At 65.0% G+C, this 20089-nt stretch carries 21 protein-coding genes and 2 tRNA genes; 11 read left to right on the top strand and 12 right to left on the bottom strand.

Annotated features, from left to right (window positions below):
* Window positions 1-89 precede the first annotated feature (89 nt).
* A complete protein-coding gene (locus ACN0TK_RS10375) occupies window positions 90-1685 on the bottom strand; it encodes a peptide chain release factor 3 (RefSeq protein ID WP_417309413.1) in 1596 nt (531 codons plus the stop codon).
* A 242-nt stretch (window positions 1686-1927) separates the two neighbouring features.
* On the opposite strand from ACN0TK_RS10375, the gene ACN0TK_RS10370 reads away from it, so the two are divergent.
* On the top strand, window positions 1928-2119 hold the full coding sequence (locus ACN0TK_RS10370) for a hypothetical protein (protein WP_417309412.1): 192 nt from the start codon (window positions 1928-1930) through the stop codon (window positions 2117-2119).
* On the opposite strand, the gene ACN0TK_RS10365 is transcribed toward ACN0TK_RS10370, so the two are convergent.
* Window positions 2109-2780 carry an outer membrane protein gene (locus tag ACN0TK_RS10365; protein WP_417309411.1) on the bottom strand — a complete coding sequence of 224 codons (672 nt, stop codon included), beginning with the start codon at window positions 2778-2780 and terminating at the stop codon, window positions 2109-2111. The two genes, ACN0TK_RS10370 and ACN0TK_RS10365, sit on opposite strands and share 11 nt — an antisense overlap.
* A gap of 417 nt (window positions 2781-3197) precedes the next feature.
* Between ACN0TK_RS10365 and ACN0TK_RS10360 the strand changes: the two genes are divergently transcribed.
* Together ACN0TK_RS10360 and ACN0TK_RS10355 are read left to right on the top strand one after the other, a co-directional pair.
* A complete protein-coding gene (locus ACN0TK_RS10360; RefSeq protein ID WP_417309410.1) occupies window positions 3198-5876 on the top strand; it encodes a GNAT family N-acetyltransferase in 2679 nt (892 codons plus the stop codon).
* Window positions 5877-5905: 29 nt separating this feature from the next.
* The gene (locus tag ACN0TK_RS10355; RefSeq protein ID WP_417309409.1) at window positions 5906-6712 is read left to right on the top strand and encodes an IclR family transcriptional regulator; all 807 of its coding nucleotides are present in this window, start codon (window positions 5906-5908) and stop codon (window positions 6710-6712) included.
* A gap of 12 nt (window positions 6713-6724) precedes the next feature.
* Here the strand turns inward: ACN0TK_RS10355 and ACN0TK_RS10350 are convergent, their stop codons facing one another.
* The 3 genes from ACN0TK_RS10350 to ACN0TK_RS10340 are packed head-to-tail and all read right to left on the bottom strand — an operon-like array spanning window position 6725 to window position 9708.
* The gene (locus ACN0TK_RS10350; RefSeq protein ID WP_417309408.1) at window positions 6725-7777 is read right to left on the bottom strand and encodes a sensor histidine kinase; all 1053 of its coding nucleotides are present in this window, start codon (window positions 7775-7777) and stop codon (window positions 6725-6727) included.
* Window positions 7778-8224: a response regulator gene (locus ACN0TK_RS10345; RefSeq protein ID WP_417309407.1), complete on the bottom strand. Its 447-nt coding sequence runs from the start codon at window positions 8222-8224 to the stop codon at window positions 7778-7780.
* Window positions 8221-9708: a sensor histidine kinase gene (locus tag ACN0TK_RS10340; RefSeq protein ID WP_417309406.1), complete on the bottom strand. Its 1488-nt coding sequence runs from the start codon at window positions 9706-9708 to the stop codon at window positions 8221-8223. The genes ACN0TK_RS10345 and ACN0TK_RS10340 overlap by 4 nt, the downstream gene beginning before the upstream one ends.
* Before the next feature lie 105 nt (window positions 9709-9813).
* Between ACN0TK_RS10340 and ACN0TK_RS10335 the strand changes: the two genes are divergently transcribed.
* Complete coding sequence (locus ACN0TK_RS10335; RefSeq protein ID WP_417309405.1) at window positions 9814-10083, top strand: putative quinol monooxygenase; 270 nt, start codon at window positions 9814-9816, stop codon at window positions 10081-10083.
* Between the two features lie 19 nt (window positions 10084-10102).
* Here ACN0TK_RS10335 and ACN0TK_RS10330 read toward each other — a convergent pair.
* From ACN0TK_RS10330 to cpdR, 3 genes are all read right to left on the bottom strand, one after another.
* Window positions 10103-10177 (bottom strand) — tRNA-Val (locus tag ACN0TK_RS10330).
* Window positions 10178-10260: 83 nt separating this feature from the next.
* Window positions 10261-10335: transfer RNA gene (locus ACN0TK_RS10325), tRNA-Val, on the bottom strand.
* A gap of 117 nt (window positions 10336-10452) precedes the next feature.
* Entirely contained in the window at window positions 10453-10812 is a 360-nt protein-coding gene (gene cpdR / locus ACN0TK_RS10320) for a cell cycle two-component system response regulator CpdR (RefSeq protein ID WP_417309404.1), read from the bottom strand.
* A 186-nt stretch (window positions 10813-10998) separates the two neighbouring features.
* On the opposite strand from cpdR, the gene ACN0TK_RS10315 reads away from it, so the two are divergent.
* The 4 genes from ACN0TK_RS10315 (at window position 10999) to ACN0TK_RS10300 (ending at window position 13568) form a co-directional block, all read left to right on the top strand.
* The gene (locus tag ACN0TK_RS10315) at window positions 10999-11907 is read left to right on the top strand and encodes an N-formylglutamate amidohydrolase (RefSeq protein WP_417309403.1); all 909 of its coding nucleotides are present in this window, start codon (window positions 10999-11001) and stop codon (window positions 11905-11907) included.
* Between the two features lie 326 nt (window positions 11908-12233).
* On the top strand, window positions 12234-13058 hold the full coding sequence (hisN, locus tag ACN0TK_RS10310; protein ID WP_417309402.1) for a histidinol-phosphatase: 825 nt from the start codon (window positions 12234-12236) through the stop codon (window positions 13056-13058).
* A 33-nt stretch (window positions 13059-13091) separates the two neighbouring features.
* A complete protein-coding gene (locus ACN0TK_RS10305) occupies window positions 13092-13361 on the top strand; it encodes a hypothetical protein (RefSeq protein ID WP_417309401.1) in 270 nt (89 codons plus the stop codon).
* 3 nt (window positions 13362-13364) lie between these two features.
* Entirely contained in the window at window positions 13365-13568 is a 204-nt protein-coding gene (locus ACN0TK_RS10300) for a GNAT family N-acetyltransferase (RefSeq protein ID WP_417309520.1), read from the top strand.
* Between the two features lie 65 nt (window positions 13569-13633).
* Here ACN0TK_RS10300 and ACN0TK_RS10295 read toward each other — a convergent pair whose 3' ends face one another.
* Entirely contained in the window at window positions 13634-14608 is a 975-nt protein-coding gene (locus ACN0TK_RS10295; RefSeq protein WP_417309400.1) for an alpha/beta fold hydrolase, read from the bottom strand.
* Between the two features lie 388 nt (window positions 14609-14996).
* On the opposite strand from ACN0TK_RS10295, the gene ACN0TK_RS10290 reads away from it, so the two are divergent.
* The gene (locus ACN0TK_RS10290; RefSeq protein ID WP_417309399.1) at window positions 14997-15455 is read left to right on the top strand and encodes an Hsp20 family protein; all 459 of its coding nucleotides are present in this window, start codon (window positions 14997-14999) and stop codon (window positions 15453-15455) included.
* A 115-nt stretch (window positions 15456-15570) separates the two neighbouring features.
* Here the strand turns inward: ACN0TK_RS10290 and ACN0TK_RS10285 are convergent, their stop codons facing one another.
* A complete protein-coding gene (locus tag ACN0TK_RS10285; protein ID WP_417309398.1) occupies window positions 15571-16584 on the bottom strand; it encodes a MerR family transcriptional regulator in 1014 nt (337 codons plus the stop codon).
* A 408-nt stretch (window positions 16585-16992) separates the two neighbouring features.
* Here ACN0TK_RS10285 and dps point away from each other — a divergent pair, with 408 nt between their 5' ends.
* A complete protein-coding gene (dps, locus tag ACN0TK_RS10280) occupies window positions 16993-17466 on the top strand; it encodes a DNA starvation/stationary phase protection protein Dps (protein ID WP_417309397.1) in 474 nt (157 codons plus the stop codon).
* Between the two features lie 67 nt (window positions 17467-17533).
* Here dps and ACN0TK_RS10275 read toward each other — a convergent pair whose 3' ends face one another.
* Window positions 17534-17980 carry an NfeD family protein gene (locus tag ACN0TK_RS10275; protein ID WP_417309396.1) on the bottom strand — a complete coding sequence of 149 codons (447 nt, stop codon included), beginning with the start codon at window positions 17978-17980 and terminating at the stop codon, window positions 17534-17536.
* 9 nt (window positions 17981-17989) lie between these two features.
* Window positions 17990-18961 carry an SPFH domain-containing protein gene (locus tag ACN0TK_RS10270; protein ID WP_417309395.1) on the bottom strand — a complete coding sequence of 324 codons (972 nt, stop codon included), beginning with the start codon at window positions 18959-18961 and terminating at the stop codon, window positions 17990-17992.
* A 183-nt stretch (window positions 18962-19144) separates the two neighbouring features.
* Between ACN0TK_RS10270 and ACN0TK_RS10265 the strand changes: the two genes are divergently transcribed.
* Entirely contained in the window at window positions 19145-20086 is a 942-nt protein-coding gene (locus tag ACN0TK_RS10265) for a Ku protein (protein ID WP_417309394.1), read from the top strand.
* The last annotated feature ends 3 nt before the right edge of the window (window positions 20087-20089 follow it).

The following is a 20089-nucleotide window of genomic DNA, read 5'->3' as shown; positions in this document are numbered from 1 at the left end:
GGAGGACCAGGTTCCCGAACCCGCGACCAAGCCTTCTCCCTCCGTGGGAGAAGGTGGGCGGAAGTCGGATGAGGGTCTACGCAGAGCGCCTAATGCCGTTCCTTCGTCGCGTGGAACACGATCTTCGGATTGTCCCGCCCGGCCCGGTCGAGCCACCAGCTCGACTGCGCCAGATAAACCGGGTCGCCATATTTGTCCTCGGCCATTTCCAGCTTGTTCTTGGAAATGAACGCGTCGAGATCCTTCTTGTCCTCGGACGAAATCCAGCGCGCCAGTTCGAAATTGATGCTCTCGAAACCGATCGGCACATTGTACTCGATCTGAATGCGCGACTGCAGCACTTCGAGCTGCAGCTGGCCGACGACGCCGACGATATAGTCGGCACCGACCATGCGGCGGAACACCTGCGCCACGCCCTCCTCGGCGAGGTCGCTCAGCGCCTTTGCCAGCTGCTTGGCCTTCATAGGGTCGGATAGCCGCACCCGGCGGATGATTTCCGGCGCGAAATTCGGAATGCCGGTCACCTTGATGCTGGCGCCTTCGGTCAGCGTGTCGCCGACGCTCAGCGCACCATGGTTGGGGATGCCGACGATGTCGCCCGCCACCGCCTCTTCCGCCAGCTCGCGGTCATGGCCGAAAAAGAACATCGGGTTCGAAACCGCCAGGTCCTTGCCCGTGCGCACGTTCCTCAGCTTCATGCCGCGCTTGAACGTGCCGGAGCTCAGCCGCACGAAGGCGATCCGGTCGCGGTGGTTCTGGTCCATGTTCGCCTGCACCTTGAACACGAACCCCGACACCTTGCCGCTGCCCGGGTCGATCGGTGCCGGCTCGGCCGGCTGCGGCCGCGGCTCGGGCGCCCAGTCTCCCAGCGAACGCAACAGCTGCGGCACGGCGATGGATTTGAGCGCTGACCCAAAGATCACCGGCGTCAGATGCCCGGCGCGATAGATCTCGAGATCGAAGGCCGGATAGCCATCGAGCGCCAGATCGAGATTTTCGAGCGCCGTGTTGATCACCGGATCGGCCTTCAGCGCCGCATCGGCGAACAGCGCATCGGTATCGGCGAAGGTCGCCATCACCTCACCCATGGGCGACAGCACCTGCTTGCCCACCAGATCGACGATGCCCTTGAAGTCGACACCCGAACCCAGCGGCCAAACCACCGGCGTTACATCCAGCGCCAGCGTGTCGGCAATCTCGTCGAGAATTTCCAGCGGATCCTTGCCCTCGCGATCCACCTTGTTCGCAAAGGTGACGATCGGGATGTCGCGCAGCCGGCACACCTCGAACAGCTTAAGCGTCTGCGCCTCGATGCCCTTCGCCACGTCGATCACCATCACCGCCGCGTCGACCGCCGTCAGGGTGCGATAGGTATCCTCGGAAAAGTCCGAGTGGCCCGGCGTATCGAGCAGGTTGAAGGTCAGCCCCTCATGCTCGAAGGTCATCACCGACGAGGTGATCGAAATGCCGCGCTGGCGCTCCATCGCCATCCAGTCCGACCGCGTCGCGCGCTGGTTGGCGCGGTGCCGCACCTGCCCCGCCTGCTGGATCGCGCCCGACGACGACAGCAGTCGCTCGGTCAGCGTGGTCTTGCCCGCGTCGGGGTGCGAAATGATCGCAAAGGTCCGTCGCGACTGGTAGGGCAGCAGTTTGGTGGCCTCAGCGGCCGGGGTCAGGGCGTTCATGTCGAGATTTCCGCAGGTTTCGGCGGCCTTTTAGGCGCTCCTGCGCCCGAATGCAAAAGCGGCGTACCGGCGCACAAAAAAGAAGGGCCGCCCGGAGGCGACCCTTCTCGATTTCGTGGTCTTCGAAGATGTCATTGCCACCCTGTCGCAAAACGACAGTTACGGCGAGGAAACTTCGATCAGGCCAGAGGCTGCTCCAAACTGACGGAGACTCCAAGACCCTTCGAAACCGACGATTTCTGATGAGACACTGGATCACCTCCTTTGCGCTGTTGACGATGAGGTATCGTGTGACCGTTCGTTTGATCTGGCAAGAGGAAAAATTGCAGAAAATTCGCCCCAACAACAAACAACCCCGCCACGGCGAAGTGCCGGGCGGGGCTGAAGAAGCGGTCGACGGGCCAGCCTGCGCCGGCCAGCGGATCAGAACTTGAAGTTCACGCCGGCGGTGACGGTATGCGTCACGAGGCCGAGATCGAATGCGCCGTCGACGTCATAGGTGGCCTGACCGTAGTCCGAGTAGCGGTACTGCAGATCGATCGTGACATTGTCAGCCGCCGCAACCTCGACGCCCACGCCACCGGTCCAGCCGAAGTGGACCTGGGTGTCTTCGTCAGGGCCCTGGCTCGCCGTCCCACCAGCGACAGCCAGACCGGCGGTCAGGTAGGGCAGGAACATGCCGGCATCATAGCCGGCACGGCCGCGCAACGACGACGTCCAGTTGATGTCGTAGTCGACGCCTTCACCGGAATCATAGCCGTCGATACCGGACCAGGCGACGTCACCGGCAGCGCCGAGGACGAAGCCGCCGCCGACAGTGAAATTCGCGCCGAGCGTGGCGCCGAGCGTCCAGCCGTCCAGGCCGAGCTCGTCGGAATCCAACAGATCGGCGTCGTCGTCCATCAGCGTGCCCCAGCCGTAGCCGAAGAACGCGCCGACATAGGCGCCGTCCCAGGCGCCGACGCTGGTGGAATAGCCACCGTAGTCGTTGTAGCTGGGAGCCGGACCATTAACGAGCAGGTCAGCCGCAGAGGCGGCCGAAGCGGTCATAAGAATGGTGGCGCCCGCGGTAAGAAGTGTAGAAATGCGGTTCATGTGTGCCTCCAAGGAATACAGGGGGTTTAGAGATTGCCTTGTAGCGGCATGAATCGAATCCAAATTGCAAACAACTCGTTTACGTCCTGGCAACCGTGCCAGGCCGCGCTTGCTTAACCATCGGCGCCCGTCACATAGGCGCGCGCAAAGCCAAGCACCGTGCGGCTCTCCGGGCGTTTACCCCCGGTTAACCGCGTCCCCAGATGCCGTACTGCTCCAGCGCGCCATCGTCCCGCCTCGCTCCGGCACCCCGATAGCAGCCCGACTCGGCATAAGGACATGCGCGCCGTAACCACAGGCAAATGCGCTTCACTCAAGCGGACCGTTGATCGAGGTCAAGGTTACGGCCCACACTGCGCTTTATCGCGATATCGGACCCCAGACCTTCGAATCTCAAACCATTCGGAACCCCAAGCCATGACGCTGCGCAATCTCGATCTCGCCTTTCGCCCCCGCTCGGTCGCCGTCATCGGCGCCTCGACCCGCGCCGGCGCCGTCGGCCATGTGGTGATGCGCAACATCATCGACGGCGGCTTCACCGGCCCCGCCTACCCGGTGAACCCGAAATATGCAGAGGTGCACGGCCTCCCCTGCTATCGCCGCATCGCCGATCTGCCCGCCGCGCCCGACCTCGCCGTCATCATGACCCCGCCCGCCACCGTGCCGGGCATCATCGCCGAGCTCGGCGCCGTCGGCTGCAAGGCCGCGGTCGTCATCACCGCGGGTATCTCGGGCGAACTGCGCCAGCAGATGCTCGATGCCGCCCGGCCGCACCTGCTGCGCATCATCGGCCCCAACACCATCGGGCTGCTGGCGCCCACCGTGTCTCTCAACGCCAGCTTTGTGCACCTCACGCCCCTGCGGGGCCGCCTCGGGCTGATCTCGCAATCTGGCGCCATCGTCTCGTCGCTGGTCGATTGGGCCGTCGCCGAAAGCATCGGCTTTTCGCAGCTGCTGTCGCTCGGCGACATGACCGATGTCGATGTCGGCGATTGCCTCGACATGCTGGCAGCCGATCCCGAAACCTCGGCCATCCTGATCTATCTCGAGTCGATCACCGAAGCGCGCAAGTTCATGTCCGCCGCGCGCGCCGCCAGCCGCGTCAAGCCGGTGATCGCGGTCAAGCCCGGCCGTCACCAGGAAGCGGCCCAGGCCGCCCAGACCCACACCGGCGCCCTCGCCGGGGCTGACCGCGTGGTCGAAGCGGCGCTGCGCCGTGCCGGCGTCATCCGTGTCGACGATCTCGAGGATCTGTTCAACGCCGCCGAAATCACCGCCCGCTTCAAGCCGCTGCATTCGGGCCGCACAGCCATCGTCACCAATGGCGGCGGTGCCGGTGTCCTGGCGGTCGATCACCTCATCGACGAGCACGCCACCATGGCCGAACTGGCACCCGAAACCATCGCCGCGCTCGACAAGGTCCTGCCCGGCGCCTGGTCGCGCGCCAACCCGGTCGACATCATCGGCGACGCCCCGCCCGAGCGCTATTGCGCCGCCATCGAGGCCGTCGCGGCCGATCCGGGCGTCGATGCGCTCCTCGTGATGAACTGCCCAACTGCACTCGCCTCCTCGCGCGATGCCGCCGAAGGCGTCGCGGCGCTGGCGACGAAGGGGCTGGTGAACGGCAAGCCCATGCTCACCTGCTGGCTCGGCAAGCAGCACGCCGACGGTGCGCGCGACCTCTTCCACAGCCACGGCATCGCCAGCTTCGATACGCCAATCCAGGCGGCGCGCGCCGTGGCACTGCTCACCAAATGGTCCAAGCTGCGCGCCTCGCTGCAGCGCGTCCCGGCCATCCGGCCCGATTTCCACGTCGATCGCGCCGCCGCGCGCAAGATGATCGACGTCGCGGCCGAGGATCACCGAACGCTCCTCACAGAGCCCGAGGCCAAGGCCGTGCTCGCCGCCTATGGCATCCCGGTGCCCGAAACCCTCTCCTGCCGCGACGAAGCCGAAGTCAGTGCCGCCGCCACCGAACTGCTTTCGGAGCACAAGGCCGTGGTGCTGAAACTGCTCAGCCGCACTATCACCCACAAGTCCGACGTCGGTGGCGTGGTGCTCAATCTCGCCACGCCTGCTGCCGCCGCCGAAGCCGCGACGAAAATGCGCGACGCCATCCTCGCGGCCGATCCTGATGCACAGATCGACGGCTTCACCGTGCAGCCGATGATCCGCCGCCCGCATGCCCAGGAACTCATCGCCGGGCTCAGCGTCGATCCGGTCTTTGGCCCGACCATCCTGTTCGGCGCCGGCGGCACCTCGGTCGAGGTCGTCGACGACACCGCAACCGGGCTCGTGCCGCTCGACACGGTGCTCGCCGGCGAACTGATCAATCGCACCCGCGTCGGCAAGCTGCTGGCCGGCTATCGCGACGTGAAGCCGGCCAACCGCCGCGCCATTCTGCGCAGCCTCGTCTCGCTGTCGCAGCTCGCCATCGACTGCCCCGCCATCACCGGCATCGACATCAACCCGCTGCTCGCCGATGAGGACGGCGTCGTCGCGCTCGACGCGCGCATCGAAATCGATCCGGCCCGCGTCGGCCAGACCGGGCTCAGAGCCGATCTCGCCATCCGCCCCTATCCGTCCGAGGCCGAGGCGCATGTCTCGCCGGGCGGCCGCGACGTGCTGATCCGGCCCATCCGCCCCTATGACTCGCGGCTCTACCCCGACTTCATGGCGCGCACCAACCGCGAGGATCTGCGCCTGCGCTTCCTTTCGGCCATCACCAACCTGACCGACGACATGATGGTGCGCTTCACCCAGCTCGACTATGATCGCGAGATGGCCTTCATCGCGGTTGACGAAGCCACCGACGAGCTGATGGGCATGGCGCGCTATTCCGCCGATCCCGATCGCATCAAGGCCGAATTCGGCGTTCTGGTGCGCTCCGATCTCAAGGGCATCGGTCTCGGCGCCACCCTGCTGCAGCACCTCATCGACCACGCCCGTACCGAGGGAATCGGGGCGCTCGAAGGCATCGTCCTGCGCGAGAATGCCCGCATGCTGAGGCTGGCGCATGAACTCGGTTTCATCGAAGATCGCGCCGACGAACCGGGGCTGGTCCGCGTCGTCCTGCCGCTCGCCGAAACCAGCTGAACGCGCCAATGGCGACAGATCGGGATCCGATGAGCACTTCCGACGACAAGGCGAAACAGCGCTCCGGCTCCATCCAGTCAGTCGAACGCGCCATGACGCTTCTGGAAGTGCTGGGGGAGGACGAGGAGGGCTATCGCCTCACCGACCTCGCCAGTCGCACCGGCCTGCCGCCCTCCACCGTTCACCGCATGCTGACGACGCTCGAAAAACGCCGCTTCGTGCAGTTCGATCAGTCCGACGGCATGTGGCATGTCGGCCGCGCCGTCTTCACCATCGGCTCGGCCTTCGTGCGCCAGCGCAATTTCGTCGCCCCGGCCCTGCCCTATCTGCGGCGTCTGCGCGACCTCACCCGCGAAACCGCCAATCTCGGCGTCGTCGACGATGGCGAGGTGGTGGTGCTCAGCCAGATCGAAAGCCGCGAGATCATGCGCGCCATCACCCGCGTCGGCGGCCGGGTGCCCATGGCCGCCTCGGGCATGGGCAAGGCCATCCTCGCCACTTATGCCGAAGCCGATATCGACGCCATTATCGCGGCCAGCCCGCACCGTCGCGCCGCGCCCCAGCCGCTCAGCCGCGCCGAACTTGACCGGCAGCTGCGCGCGGTGCGCCGCGACGGCTATGCGCTCGATGATGAGGACTTCGTGCCGGGCCTGCGCTGCGTCGCTGCGGTCGTCTACAACGCCCAGGCCGAGGCGCTGTGCGCCATTTCCGTCTCGGGTCTCGCCCAGCGGCTGACGACCGAACGCCTCGCCAATATCGGCCAACTGCTCAACGAAACGGCGCGCGATCTGACCCATGCCCTGGGTGGTCGCATGCCCGGCCAGAACGCGCCCTGAATCTGAGCCGGACTAGGTGTGGGCCAGCCTTGGGCTGAAAGCCACCACGACCGTGGTGCCACCATCGGCGAAATAGCTCACTGTGCCGCCCAGTTGCTGCGCCATGGCCGCGATGATCTTGCTCCCCAGGCCCGTGCCCCTGGCCGGCCCTTCGCCGTCCCAGCCCGGCCCGTCATCGGCCACACTCAGCCGCACCGATCTGTCGTCATTGCCGTCGACTTCCATGCGCACCCGGATTTCGCCCTTGTGGCCGTCGGGATAGGCATATTTGAAGGCATTGGTCACCAGCTCGGTGACGATGATCCCGAGCGAAATCGCCTGCTCTGTCGCCACGTTCACCGGGTCCATCGCCTTGACGATCGAGGCCACGGCCCCTTCGCCTCGCATGGTCGTGTCGAGTTGGTTCAGCAGCGCCTCGAGATACTCGCGCAATTCCACCACACCCACTTCGCCCGAGCTGTAGAGCCGCTGATGCACCGAGGCGATGGCGAAAATCCGCGCTTTGGTTTCCGCCAGCGCGTCCTTGGCCACCTGGTCACTGACGGCATTGGCCTGCAGCCCGACAAGCGACGACACCATGGCCAGGCTGTTCGCCACCCGATGATTGACCTCGCCCAGCAGCAGTTCGGCCCGCTCGCGGGCGACCCGCATTTCACGTTCCGCCGCATCCCGCGCCGCGCGCAACCGGGTCTTTTCCAGTGCGCCCTCGATCGCCGAGGTCAGCAGCAACAGGAAATCTTCGCCCACCGTTTTCAGAACGAAATCCGATGCGCCACCTTTCAGCGCCGCCACCGCGGTCGCCATCTCGGCCGACGCCGTCACATAGACAACGGTGGGCGTCAGGTTGAGGCGGGGCAGTTCCGCCATCAGATCGATGCCCGTGCCGGTCGGCAGGTTGTGGTCGAGCGCCACGACATCGATCCCACCGGCCTTCAGCGCGGCCAGGCCCTGCTCGGCATCACTGGCAAGCACCACCGTGTGCCCGCGCCGCTTGAGCGTGCGCTCGACCAGCCGCTGCAGCGCCGGATCATCGTCGACATAAAGGATAACGCCAGGCGATCGCACTCAGTCGGTTTCCGGAATCTGGATGACGGAAAAGAACAGCCCCAACTGCCGAATGGCATTGGCGAAGCCTTCGTAGTTCACCGGCTTGGTGATGTAGACATTGGCCCCCAGATCATAGCAGCGCTGGATTTCGCGCGTGTCGTCGGTCGTCGTCAGCACCACGACCGGCGAGCGCTTCAGATGCTCATTGCTCTTGATCTTGCCCAGGATGTCGATGCCCGTCATGTCGGGCAGGTTGAGATCGAGCAGCACCAGCAGCTGCCGGCCGGCGCTCACCGCACCCGAACCATCCTCGCCAAACAGAAACTCGAGCGCGCTCGTGCCGTCGGTAAACGCCTTGATCTCGTTGTTCACCCCGGCACGGCGAATGTTCTTTTCGATGAGCCGGGCGTGGCCCTCGTCATCTTCGACCATGACGATCGTGACCGGCTTGATTCCGTCGCTCATGCTGTACTCCCGACAATCTGCAGGGTTTTTGGAAGGGTGATCCGGAAAGTGGTACCTTCCCCGAGCACCGAACTCATGGTGATTTCGCCGCCGAGGTTTCGCACTATGGTGCGGACATAGGCAAGCCCGATCCCCTCGCCCGCCTGATCCTGCACGCCCGAGCGCCGGAACGGTTCGAACACGCGCGCCTTGTCCTGGTCGGCGATGCCGCGGCCATTATCGGCAACTTCGATGCGCACCATCTGGCCCGGCGCCTCGACCACACGCACCTCGATGCGCAGTGGCCGCGACTTCGAGCGATATTTAGAGGCATTGTCGAGCAGATTGCCGATCGCCTGCTCCAGTGACAGCCGGTCCGAGGTGATCTGCTTCACCGAAACGTCGGTCACCATTTCGCCTTCGCCGTCGGCCAGCTGATGCGCAATGGCGCTGCCGGCATTCTCCAGCATCTCTTCGAGATCGATCGGCTCGGCCTTCAGCGTGCGCCGGCCCTCGCGCGACAGCTTCAGGATGGCGTTGATCAGCCCGTCCATCTTGTTGGTCGACGAGCGGATGAACTGGATTGCCTCCGGCAAATCCTCGGTGGCCGCCAGCCGCGCCTGTTCCATGCCGTCCTCGCTCACCGCTTCGTCGGGCGAGATCAGCGTCTGCAGCGTCTTGATCCCCTCTTCGAGTTCAGCGGTGAACCCCATGATATTGACCAGCGGCGCCCGAAGATCATGCGTTACGATATAGGCGAAGCGCTGCACCTCCTCGTTCGCCTCCTCGAGATCGGCCGTCCGCGCCTGCACCCGCTTTTCGAGCTCGGTATTGAACGCGGCGAACCGGTCGCGGGTCGCGCTGATTTCCTGGGTATAGCGCCACACCGTCAGCGCCGAGCCGCCCACCACGACAATGATCAGCAACCCGCCGATCACCGAGACGACGCGCAGCCATTGCGCCGTATTGACCTGATGCGACACCCCCTCCTTCATCCGGCCGTCGGCGCGAACCACCACGCCGTTGACGAACTCCATCACCGTTTCTGAAAGATTGCTGCCGCGCCCGGTGCGCACCAGCGCCGTCGCCTCATCCTGCTGTCCGGACTCATAAAGCGAGATCGTCTGGTCCATCTCTGCCAGTTTCGCTTCGAGCGTGGCTTGCAAGGCCGCTAGCGGTGCTTCGGCCTCTGCATAGCGGCTCAGGATCGTCCTCAGATCCTCGAACCGCGGCATCATCGATGTCTTGGCGAGCTGATAGTCGTCGAGATAGCCGGAATCACCGGTGATCAGATAGCCGCGCTGATTGGTTTCCGCCATGCGCATCGCATCGCGCAGATCGACCGCCGCGGCGCGGGCATCGACCGCCTCGATGACGTCATCGAAATAGCGCTGGCTCTCTTCACCGAGATAGATGACCGTCCCCACGATCGCGATCAGGGCAAGCAGCCCGACGGCCAGCAGCGCCAGGGTATTCCGGAATACACGTTTACGGGTTTGTGGCATGATCTCTCCAACGAGCGGAAATGCCCTATCCAGGCGCGCTTGACTACTGCTTTTTTAAAAGGGCTGACGCCGGCGCCATCCAGCTGGCAAAGCAAGGGGGCTCCCATGATTGTCGTCTGCGGTCATCTGCAAATCCATCCCGGCCAGCGCGACGCCTTCCTGGCCGCGTCCCGGCCGGCAGTAGTCGCGGCCCGCGAAAATGCGGCATGCAGCGATTTCGCCGTCAGCGACGACCTCGTCGCGCCCGATCGCGTCAACATTTTCGAACTGTGGGACGACCGCGCCGCCCTCGACGCATTTCGCGACGCCGGGCCGGGCGAGGACCTGTCGGCCATGATCGCGGCCTATCACATCCGCGAACTCGAAGCCGGCTGACGAAGCTTTGGAGAAGGAATGGTGGGTGCGACAGGGATTGAACCTGTGACCCCCGCCGTGTGAAGGCGATGCTCTCCCGCTGAGCTACGCACCCATTCCACGCCGCGGCTCGGGGTGCCCCTCAGGGCGCGCCGCGGTGGTCGTTCTTCCGCGAAAAGCGGAGGTAGATCAAAGAGATGGTGGGTGTAACAGGGATTGAACCTGTGACCCCTACCATGTCAAGGTAGTGCTCTCCCGCTGAGCTATACACCCATCTCTCTGTGTGCCGATAACCCGAAAGGTCGTCGGTGCGCGCGATAGACCATAAAACCCGTTTGCCGGTCAAGAGGCCAATCGCGCTTGTCGCACGAACGCTGCGCAGCCTGTGGATCAGGCGGCCAGCAGCCGCTCCACCTCGCCCACCAGATCCTTGAGGTGGAAGGGCTTGGACAGCACCGATGCATCCTTGGGCGCATCGGAATCGGGGTTCAGCGCCACGGCGGCGAAACCGGTGATGAACATCACCTTGAGGTCCGGGTCGAGCTCGGTGGCGCGCCGCGCCAGCTCGATGCCATCCATCTCCGGCATGACGATATCGCTGAGCAGCAGCGAGAACGGTTCCTCGCGCAGCCGCTCATAGGCCGACTTGCCATTGTCGAACGACACCACGTCGAACCCCGCCTGCTTCAATGCGCGCGTCAGAAACTGCCGCATATCGTTATCGTCTTCGGCAAGCAAAATGCGCTTCATGGGGTCCTCTGGGCGGTCTTCTGTCCGCTGCACAATACGTGGGGCTTCTTTAATGGATGTTTGCGCATTCGAGAACCCCGCGCGATTATCACGCTTTTGCTCACAACCCTTTGGGTATGTGGACAATCGCCGCGGCGCGCGGCAAATTGTCATGAGCGGCTTGCTTCGCCGCCAATGGGAGGTCCGGTGCAGTCCGATTACTGGGACAGGCCAGCATTTGAAACCGTCAGGCCCCGCCGGCTGACGGCGCCGCTGGTATTCAACTCACCCCATTCCGGCCGCGACTATCCCGAGCGCTTTCTGGCGATGACCCGGCTCGACCATCTGTCGATCCGCCAGTCCGAGGATGCCTGGATCGATGAGCTCTTCGCCCGCGCGCCGCATATGGGTACGCCTCTGTTGCGCGCCCATTTCCCCCGCGCCTATCTCGACGTCAATCGCGAACCCTGGGAACTCGACCCGCAGATGTTCGTCGAGCCGCTGTCGGACCGGTTCAACACCGATAGCCCGCGGGTCGCCGCCGGGCTGGGGACAATCGCCCGCGTCGTCGCCGAGAACAAGCCGATCTATCGCAACCGGCTGACCCTGGATGACGCGCGCATGCGCATCGAGGGCGTCTACCAGCCCTATCACGCCACCCTGCAGCGCCTGCTGACCGAGGCCTATTCCGCCTTCGACGTCGCGGTGCTGATCGATTGCCACTCCATGCCGCGCCTCGGCCGCTCGGGCGACCGCATCGGCCCCGATATCGTCCTCGGCGATCGCTACGGCACCACCTGCGCCCCGGCGCTCATCGATCTCGCCGAAACCGTCTTCACCAGCGCCGGCCTGCGCGTCACCCGCAACCGCCCCTATGCCGGCGGCTTCGCCACCCGCGCCTATGGCCGCCCGCAGCACGGCATGCACGCCCTGCAGATCGAAATCAGCCGGCACCTCTATATGAATGAGGTCACGCTGGAAAAACACGAGGGCTTCGATGTCATGCGGCGGCTCGTCGACCAGTTGGTCGCATCGCTGATTTCGCTCGATCTCGGCCGGCTCGCCACCCCGGCGACGCCTGCCGAAAAATACGACGAGCGCTACGCCGCCGAATAGCGGGAGCCTTCCCCGCGCCCAGCCGTTCCCTCACACAGAAAAGGGGCCGCCGGAGCGGCCCCAGTCAAGGGAGGAAACGATTGGCAGCCAGAAACGTGCCCGTAGGTCTCGGCCAGAATTGCCCGGGTCCGCAGAGAAAGTCGCGAGCTACCCATCCATCATGCACTTACCGGGGTGAACTGATTTGCGCCTTTCAACAAGTCGGCAGACTGCATTCAACAAGCAAACAGCGCCGGATGTTGCAAAAATGAATCAATTTTGCCCGCACTATTGCGTGCCTATTACCCAACGCATCCCAACTTATTGTTAGCCGCTAAGGACTTGCCATGACAGCCGCACAGGACGCCAGCCATCTCGGTGGTCTCGACCCGGACGCCGTCCGCGCCGCCCTGCTCGACGCCGCCGACCTCGCCGCCAGCCACACCCTGCCGCGCTTCCGCTCCGGCCTTGCCGTCGACAACAAGCTGAGCGACGGCTTCGACCCGGTCACCGACGCCGACCGCGAGGCCGAGCAGGCGATCCGCAAGCTGCTGGCCGAGCGCTTCCCCGCCCACGCCATCATCGGCGAGGAGTTCGACGACACCGCCGGCGAGGGCACCTTCGCCTGGATCATCGACCCGATCGACGGCACCCGCGCCTTCATCACCGGCGTGCCGGTCTGGGGCACGCTGATCGGCCTCACCGTCAACGGCGCCGCCGTCGCCGGGCTGATGGCGCAACCCTTCACCGGCGAAGTCTATCTCGCGCTGCCCGGCGAAGCCGGCTATTTCCGCGGCGGCCAGCATCTGCCGCTCGCCACCTCGGCCGTCACCGATCTGGCCGAGGCCAAGCTCACCTCCACCTCGCCCGATCTCTTCGACCGCCCCGGGACCAGCCTCGCCGCGCAGTGGAAAGCCGTCAGCAGCCAGGCGCTGACCACCCGCTACGGGCTCGATTGCTATGGCTATGCGCTGCTCGCCGCCGGCCACATCGATCTCGTCGTCGAAGCCGGCTTGAAGGATGTCGATATCTGCCCGCTGATCCCGATCATCCGCAACGCCGGCGGCATCGTCACCACCTGGGATGGCAGCCCGGCCGAAAACGGCGGCAACATCATCGCCGCCGCCACCCCGCAACTCCATGCCGCAACGATGGAGTTGTTGGCAGGCTGAGGCGCCGTCGGAAGCGACGGGCGGGGGAACGCGATGATCGAGACCGCGACACCCGGATTGGTGCTCCGCCCCCTCACCCGCGATCATGCAATCGCGCTGCATCATCTCGTCGCCCGCAATCGCGCTCACCTGACGGCGCACGGGGACTATGCCGACCTCGTCGCCCTCTCCCCGGCCGCCCTCGCCGCCGAACTCGACAGCCCCGAGGTCCGTGAGCTGCGTTACGGCATTGTCCTCCATGGCCAGCTCATCGGCCGCATCGACCTCGTCCCGGTTGCCCCGCCGCGTTACGGCCTCGGCTAATGGCTGGCGCAGGAGGCAACGGGCCAGGGCCATGCCACCGCCGCCCTCGAGGCCCTCCTCGGCTTTGCCACCACGACCCTCAGGGCCACCGACATCTACGCGGGCGTCACCCACGGCAATACCCGCAGCGCCGCCCTGCTAGGCCGCACCGGCTTCACCCGCACCGAGACCTTCGACACCTATTCTCGCTATCACCGCGCCCTGTGAACGGTGAACCCGGCACGCCTCACCCTGAGCGTGTCGAAGGGCGAGGCGATCAGCCCGGCCCGTCCCTAATCCCCCGCCGTCCCGATGAACGCGTCGAACGCCGCGAGCACCTGGCCGCGGATGGCGTCGTTTTCCATGAACAGCTCGTGCCGCGCCCCGGGGATCACCGCATGCCGGCCGCTGCGCATTCTGAGCCCCAGTTGCTCGATCGCCCCGGTCGAAACGATCTCGTCGCGCGCCGCCGCCAGCATCAGCACGGGAATTTTCACCGCATTGGGAAAGCTGTCGCGCTGCGCTTCGGCCATGCCGGAAAACGCTGCGTGTGCCCAGCGGACCGTCGGCGCCCCCACCATCAGCTCCGGCCGCGCGTTCAGCACGTCCACCTGCCGCATGAACCGGGTCAGGTCCGAGGTCAGCGGATTGCCGGCAAAGTTCGCTTCGCTGGGCGGCTTGTCTTCCTGCCGCGCCACCGGCAGCCGGCCCAGCCCGAGCATCGAGGCCACCCCGGTCAGCCGCGCCATGCCCACCGGGCCGAACGGTTGCTTGTCGAGCCCCACCATCGGCGCACTCACCAGCATGCGCTCGAACATCATCCGGTCGCGCGCCCCGGCCAGCAGCGCCACCAGCCCGCCCATCGAATGCCCCACGAGATAATAGGGCGCCGGGCAATCGGGCAGCAGCACCGAGGAGTGGAAGGCCCTCAGGTCCTCCCAGTAATCGTCGAAGGCAATGACATGGCCCAGCCGGCGCTCGGCGCCGACGCGCTGGCTGCCGCCCTGCCCGCGAAAATCGAAGGTCGCGACGGCAAAGCCGCGCGCCTGCAGATCCGCGATCGTCTCGAAGTATTTTTCGATGAACTCCGTCCGCCCATGCAACAGGCATACCGTGCCCTTGGGCGCGCCCTCGCCTTTGGGAAACCGCGCATAGCGCAGCTTCATCCGGTCGGCGGTTTCGAACCAGCCGACCTGCGCCCCCTCGGGCACCGGGTTGGACTCGACAACCGCGAGCGTTGGGGCATTGGGATCGACGATGGCGTTCATGAAAGCGGCCCATAGCGGATTTCGCGCCGAACGTGAACGAGCCGGCCGCCCTGCGCAATGAAAAAGCCAGCATCTCTTGCGAGACACTGGCTTTCCATTGAAGGCCGCCTTGCGGGGGGCGGGTGAAGGCGGCGCCTTCAGTGTGTGCCCTGCAGCAGACAGTCAGCACATTCCCCCTTTTAGGCTGCCCCGCCTGAACCCCGATTGAGGGTGCTGTTCATTTTCGGTTCATCGCAGCGTCCCCTCTTGAACCGCGATCTGGCGCACCTAAATCAGTGCTGTTCGCCGGCAAACGCCGGGAACCGGGCCACCCGGGAATGTCGCTTGCCCAACAGGGGAGCGTTCATGGGACACCCGAAATACACGTTGCTCAAAGGAGAATGTGACTATGGCAACCTACGATTTTTCGCCCTTCTATCGTTCCACCGTCGGTTTCGATCGGCTCTTCACCCGCCTCGACAGCATGGTCGGGCAGGAAGCAAAGTCCTACCCGCCCTACAACATCGAGAAGCTGGGCGAGAACGCCTACCGCATCTCGATCGCCGTCGCCGGCTTCTCGGATGGCGACATCGCCATCGAGAGCAAGGAAAACAACCTTGTGGTGAAAGGTGCCAAGGCCGCCGAAGGCGAGGACAAGTCGCGCGAGTTCCTGCATCGCGGCATTGCCGAGCGCGCTTTCGAGCTGCGCTTCCAGCTCGCCGACTACGTTGAAGTCGCCGGCGCCAACCTCGAGAACGGCCTGCTGCATGTCGAGCTGAAGCGCGAACTGCCCGAGTCCAAGAAGGCCCGGCAGATCCCGATCAACTCGGGCAGCACCAAGACCATCGAGGATCAGACGGTCAACTAATTCCGCTCACGAACGCCCGGGTGCCGCCGGGCCTCCGGCGGCAAACGGAGAACGGAATCGAGGGCGTGAACCGCGGGGTTCACGCCCTTTTCCGTGTCTGGAATTCGTTTCGAAATCAGGCGCGATCCTGCCGCATCACAACGACGCCCTCCGTGCGCGCCCGCACCTCCGGCGTCGCAAGGCAACTCGTCACCGCCTCATATCCCGGCGCACCCGGCACGCCCGGCACCAGCACCGGCGGGCTGTGATTGGCCGGGCAGAACAGCACGGCCTCGTCATCGCTGAGCCCCGTCATGTCGAGCAGCGTGCTGGAACGGGTCATGACGAACAGCGGCCGCTCCACCGTCGCGCGCCGTCGCAGCCATGCGCCCAGCGCCTCCTGCGTGGCCTGGTCTAGCCCCTGCTCCACTAGATCGACGACCACCGCCGTCGCCGCGCATTCCATCGCGACGAGGAGCGCCACCAGCGCGTCCGACGGCGTCGCGCCTTCGCCCTCCAGCCACTCCAGCGCCGCTTCGACCCGCTGGCGCTGCGCATCATCGGCCGTGTCCAGCGCGGCGCTCGTCCGCTCGAGCCCGATGAACACGGCGCCGCTGATCGCCGCCGCCAGCCGCCGCGCCAGTTGCGTCTTGCCGCTGCCCAGCGGGCCGACCAGATAGGTCAGTGGCCGGATGTCGCGCAGTTCGAACCGCTCGCCGCCCCAGGGCCACGGCAGCTCGAACGCCACCTGCACAGTGCCGCGCGCGGGCAGCACCCCGGCCAGCGCCTCGAGCTCGGGCGCCTGCCCGGCCAGCAGCGCACTGCGCAACCCGCGCACCTGCGTCAGGCACGCCGCCAGCCGCTGCGCCTCGCGCTCCAGCAATGTCTGATGCGCCGCCAGCGCCGGCTCCAGCGCCGCGCCCTCGCCGGCCCGCACGCACCCGACCTGTTTGAGGCTCAGCCCCAGGCCGCGCAGCGCAGCAATCTCACCGGCCCGTGCCATCTGCTCCGGCCCGTAGCTGCGCCACCCGGCAGCGCTGCGCACTGGCGCCAGCAGCCCATGCTGTTCGTAAAGCCGCAGCGCCTTGCCCGAAATCCCGAGCCGCGCTGCCGCTTCGGCGGGTGAGTAAAACCGATCTGATGCGTTCATGAATCACCTGTTGGCGTATTGACCGCACCCTTCATCAGTCCGGACCCGGGGGCCGGTGCAAGCCAAAACGTGCCGGTGGCCCAGCCGCCCGCCGTTCATCGCCGTTCATCGGCACGGCTTTCTCGCGGCGAAAATGCAGCACGCGCCAATCCACCAGCTCGGCACGCGCCCACCCCTCGCACATCGCCTCGCTGCAGCACGTTGATCCATCGCGTCTTTTGAGAAACTTGTCCCCGCGCCCGTCCACCGGCCTAAAGTCCTCTCGGTCGTCACAAACCGGCGGCAGCAGAAAATGGGGAAACGAGCTTTCACGATCAGCGAACACTGTGTCGCACGGACTCAACCGGAACTTGGGCACGGGGCAGCCGTTGTGTCGGCAATACCGAACGACAGCGTCAGGAGTAGACGATGAAGACCCCCGATATCGGCATCAAGTCCAACACCAAGAAGGCAATGATCGATCTGCTCAATGCCCGTCTGGCCGATGCCATCGACCTCGCCCTTGTCACCAAGCAGGCGCACTGGAACGTGAAGGGCCCGACCTTCATCGCCGTGCACGAACTGCTTGATGTGGTGCGGGCCGAAATCGACACCCATGTGGATATCGTCGCCGAGCGCGTCGCCCAGCTCGATGGCATTGCCATGGGCACGGTGCAGACCGTCGGAAAGGACACGAGCCTTCCGGCCTATCCCACTGACATCCGCAAGATCACCGACCACCTCGAAGCCCTGGTCGAGCGCTTCGGCGCCTCCGCCAAATCGGTGCGCGACGCCATCGATACGGCCGAGGAAGCCGGCGATGCCGACACGGCCGACATTTTCACAGCCTATTCGCGGGTGCTCGACAAGAACCTGTGGTTCTTGAAGAGCCACCTCGAATAATCGCGATATCCCAGTCGCGTAGTCGGAAAGGGCGGTCCTTCGGGGCCGCCCTTTTTGCGCGGTCCGTTCAGACCGGCTCGACTTTCAGCACTGCCCCATCGGCCGAAATGATCCGCACCCGCGCCCCTGCCGCAAGGTCCGGCCCGACGATCCGCCAAACGGTGTCGCCCAGCATCAACCGCCCGCTGCCATCGTGGATCGGCTCGTCCAGCGTGATCTCCTGCCCGATGAACCGCGCCGCCCGCTGGTTCAGCAGCGGCCGGTCGCTTTCGACGCCCTCGCCGCGAAACCGCAGCCACAGCCAGATGCTGCCCAGCGCCAGAACGCCATAGATGACGAACTGAAGCGGCCAGTAGATCGGCAGCGTCAGCGCCAGCCCGCCGGTCACCAGCGCCGCCGCGCCGAGCCACACCAGCACGCCACCGGGCAGCACCAGTTCCAGCCCCAGCAGGATCAGCCCGGCCACCACCCAGGACCAGGCCCCGTAGCTCGCGACAAAGGAGATGACTTCCATCCCCGCCCCCTAACTGCCGCGAGAAGTGGTGGGTGGCCGTGTCGAGCTGCGCGCCGCGCGATCCGGGCCGAAGGTTTCCTTGGCGATCTCGGCAATACCGCCGATCGCGCCGATCACACTCGACGCTTCCACCGGCAGCATCAGCACCTTCTGGTTCGGCGATTTCGCCAGCCCCTCCAATGCCTTAATATAATTGTTGGCGACAAAGTAGTTGATCGCCTGCACGTCACCGGCCGCGATGGCCTGCGACACCACCTGCGTTGCCTTGGCCTCGGCCTCGGCCGACCGCTCTCGCGCCTCGGCGTCGCGGAATGCGGCTTCCTTGCGCCCTTCCGATTCCAGCACCTGGCTCTGCTTCTCGCCCTCGGCCTGCAGGATCGCCGCCTGCCGCTTGCCCTCGGCCTCGAGGATCAGCGCGCGCTTTTCACGCTCGGCTTTCATCTGCCGGCCCATCGACTCGACCAGGTCCTTGGGCGGATCGATGTCCTTGATCTCGATGCGGGTGATCTTGATGCCCCAGGGCGAAACGGCCGCATCGACGACGCGCAGGACACGCAGGTTGATCTCGTCGCGGTTCGACAGCAACTCGTCGAGATCCATCGACCCCATTACCGAGCGGATATTGGTCATCGTCAGGTTCAGAATGCCATTCTCGAGCCCGGAGACCTCATAGGCCGCCGCCGCCGCGTCCAGCACCGTGTAGAAGGTCACACCGTTGGCGGTCACCGAGGCATTGTCGCGCGTGATCACTTCCTGATGGGGCACGTCGAGCACCTGTTCCATCATGTTCATCTTCTGGCCGATGCCATCGACGAACGGAATGATCAGGTTGAGGCCGGGTTTGAGTGTGCGGATATAGCGCCCGAACCGCTCCACCGTGTAGTTGAAACCCTGCGGGACAACCTTGGCCCCCGCAAACAGCACCATGATCGCCAGCACGCCAAGCGCGATCAGCGTGATGCTCAATCCGTCGAGATCCATACTGTCCTCCGTGGCCTCCCGGCCGTTGTTTCGCCCACGACAACATCGCGGCGACTCCATCATCGTGATTATGCACTGTTTGGCACAAAATATTCGACGTTTCCCGAAAGCCTGACCTTTGGGAACATTCGATCCACAGACTCGTTGACTCGGCCAGTTCCACCAGTTCGTGAGTAAAACGCCATGCCAGCCGTCAGCCGACCCATATGGAAAGGCCAGCTGCGCTTGTCGCTGGTGTCGATCGCCGTCGAACTGTTCACCGCCACCCGCGCCAGCGCCCGCCCGTCTTTCCGGCAGATTCATGCCCCAAGCGGCAAGCGCGTTCACTACGAAAAAGTCGCAGAGGGCGTCGGCCCGGTGGATAAGGACGACATCAAGAAGGGGTATGAATACGAAAAGGGCGAATACGTCCTGCTCGAGGATGAAGAGCTGGACGCCATCAAGCTCGAAACCCGCAAAACGCTGGAACTGGTGCAGTTTGTCGAAGAGTGCGAGATCCCGCCGCTCTATTTCGACTCGCCCTATTTCATCTCCCCGGCCGACGATCTCGCCGAGGATGCTTTCTGCGTCATCCGTGATGCGTTGCGCGCCACCAAGCGCGTCGGTCTCGGCCAGCTGGCGCTGCGCGGCAAGGAATACCTTGTCTGCGTCAAACCCTCAGGCAAGGGCCTGCTGCTCGAAACCCTGCATTACGATACCGAACTGCGCGAGCCCGGCCCCTACTTCTCCGACATCTCCACCAAGGCGCCGGACGCCGAACTCGTGGATGTCGCGACGGCGCTGATCGAGAAAAAGACCGCCGAATTCGATCCCGCCAAGTTCAAGGATCACTATCAGGTCGCGCTCAAGGAACTGCTGGCCGAAAAGCTGAAGTCCAAGAAACAGCGCGTCAGCATCGACGAGGACGACAAGCCGCGCGAAACCACCGGCGGAAATGTCGTCGACCTGATGGCTGCGCTCAAAAAGAGTCTCGAAGGCAGCGACGCCAAGCCCGGCTCCAAGGCCAGCCGCGCCCGCACGGCGCGCTCTTCCTCCAAATCCGCAAGCACCAAGTCGACATCGTCGCGCGGCACAACCAAGAAGCCGGCGGCCAAGACAACCACGCCACGCCGCAAGGCAAGCTGATCC

The organism is Devosia sp. (genome assembly GCF_048261455.1).
GTDB lineage: Bacteria > Pseudomonadota > Alphaproteobacteria > Rhizobiales > Devosiaceae > Devosia_A.
This window is presented reverse-complemented; position numbering and strand designations above follow the sequence as displayed.

Bases quoted from the DNA above. Each gene is read 5' to 3' on its own strand.
- ACN0TK_RS10375 (WP_417309413.1), bottom strand. From the start codon at position 1,685: ATGAACGCCCTGACCCCGGCCGCTGAGGCCACCAAACTGCTGCCCTAC.
- ACN0TK_RS10265 (WP_417309394.1), top strand. From the start codon at position 19,145: ATGCCAGCCGTCAGCCGACCCATATGGAAAGGCCAGCTGCGCTTGTCG.
- ACN0TK_RS10345 (WP_417309407.1), bottom strand. From the start codon at position 8,224: ATGAGCGACGGAATCAAGCCGGTCACGATCGTCATGGTCGAAGATGAC.
- ACN0TK_RS10285 (WP_417309398.1), bottom strand. From the start codon at position 16,584: ATGAACGCATCAGATCGGTTTTACTCACCCGCCGAAGCGGCAGCGCGG.
- dps (WP_417309397.1), top strand. From the start codon at position 16,993: ATGAAGACCCCCGATATCGGCATCAAGTCCAACACCAAGAAGGCAATG.
- ACN0TK_RS10270 (WP_417309395.1), bottom strand. From the start codon at position 18,961: ATGGATCTCGACGGATTGAGCATCACGCTGATCGCGCTTGGCGTGCTG.
- cpdR (WP_417309404.1), bottom strand. From the start codon at position 10,812: ATGAAGCGCATTTTGCTTGCCGAAGACGATAACGATATGCGGCAGTTT.
- ACN0TK_RS10335 (WP_417309405.1), top strand. From the start codon at position 9,814: ATGATTGTCGTCTGCGGTCATCTGCAAATCCATCCCGGCCAGCGCGAC.
- ACN0TK_RS10340 (WP_417309406.1), bottom strand. From the start codon at position 9,708: ATGCCACAAACCCGTAAACGTGTATTCCGGAATACCCTGGCGCTGCTG.
- ACN0TK_RS10290 (WP_417309399.1), top strand. From the start codon at position 14,997: ATGGCAACCTACGATTTTTCGCCCTTCTATCGTTCCACCGTCGGTTTC.
- ACN0TK_RS10360 (WP_417309410.1), top strand. From the start codon at position 3,198: ATGACGCTGCGCAATCTCGATCTCGCCTTTCGCCCCCGCTCGGTCGCC.
- ACN0TK_RS10305 (WP_417309401.1), top strand. From the start codon at position 13,092: ATGATCGAGACCGCGACACCCGGATTGGTGCTCCGCCCCCTCACCCGC.
- hisN (WP_417309402.1), top strand. From the start codon at position 12,234: ATGACAGCCGCACAGGACGCCAGCCATCTCGGTGGTCTCGACCCGGAC.
- ACN0TK_RS10295 (WP_417309400.1), bottom strand. From the start codon at position 14,608: ATGAACGCCATCGTCGATCCCAATGCCCCAACGCTCGCGGTTGTCGAG.
- ACN0TK_RS10275 (WP_417309396.1), bottom strand. From the start codon at position 17,980: ATGGAAGTCATCTCCTTTGTCGCGAGCTACGGGGCCTGGTCCTGGGTG.
- ACN0TK_RS10370 (WP_417309412.1), top strand. From the start codon at position 1,928: ATGAGACACTGGATCACCTCCTTTGCGCTGTTGACGATGAGGTATCGT.
- ACN0TK_RS10365 (WP_417309411.1), bottom strand. From the start codon at position 2,780: ATGAACCGCATTTCTACACTTCTTACCGCGGGCGCCACCATTCTTATG.
- ACN0TK_RS10355 (WP_417309409.1), top strand. From the start codon at position 5,906: ATGAGCACTTCCGACGACAAGGCGAAACAGCGCTCCGGCTCCATCCAG.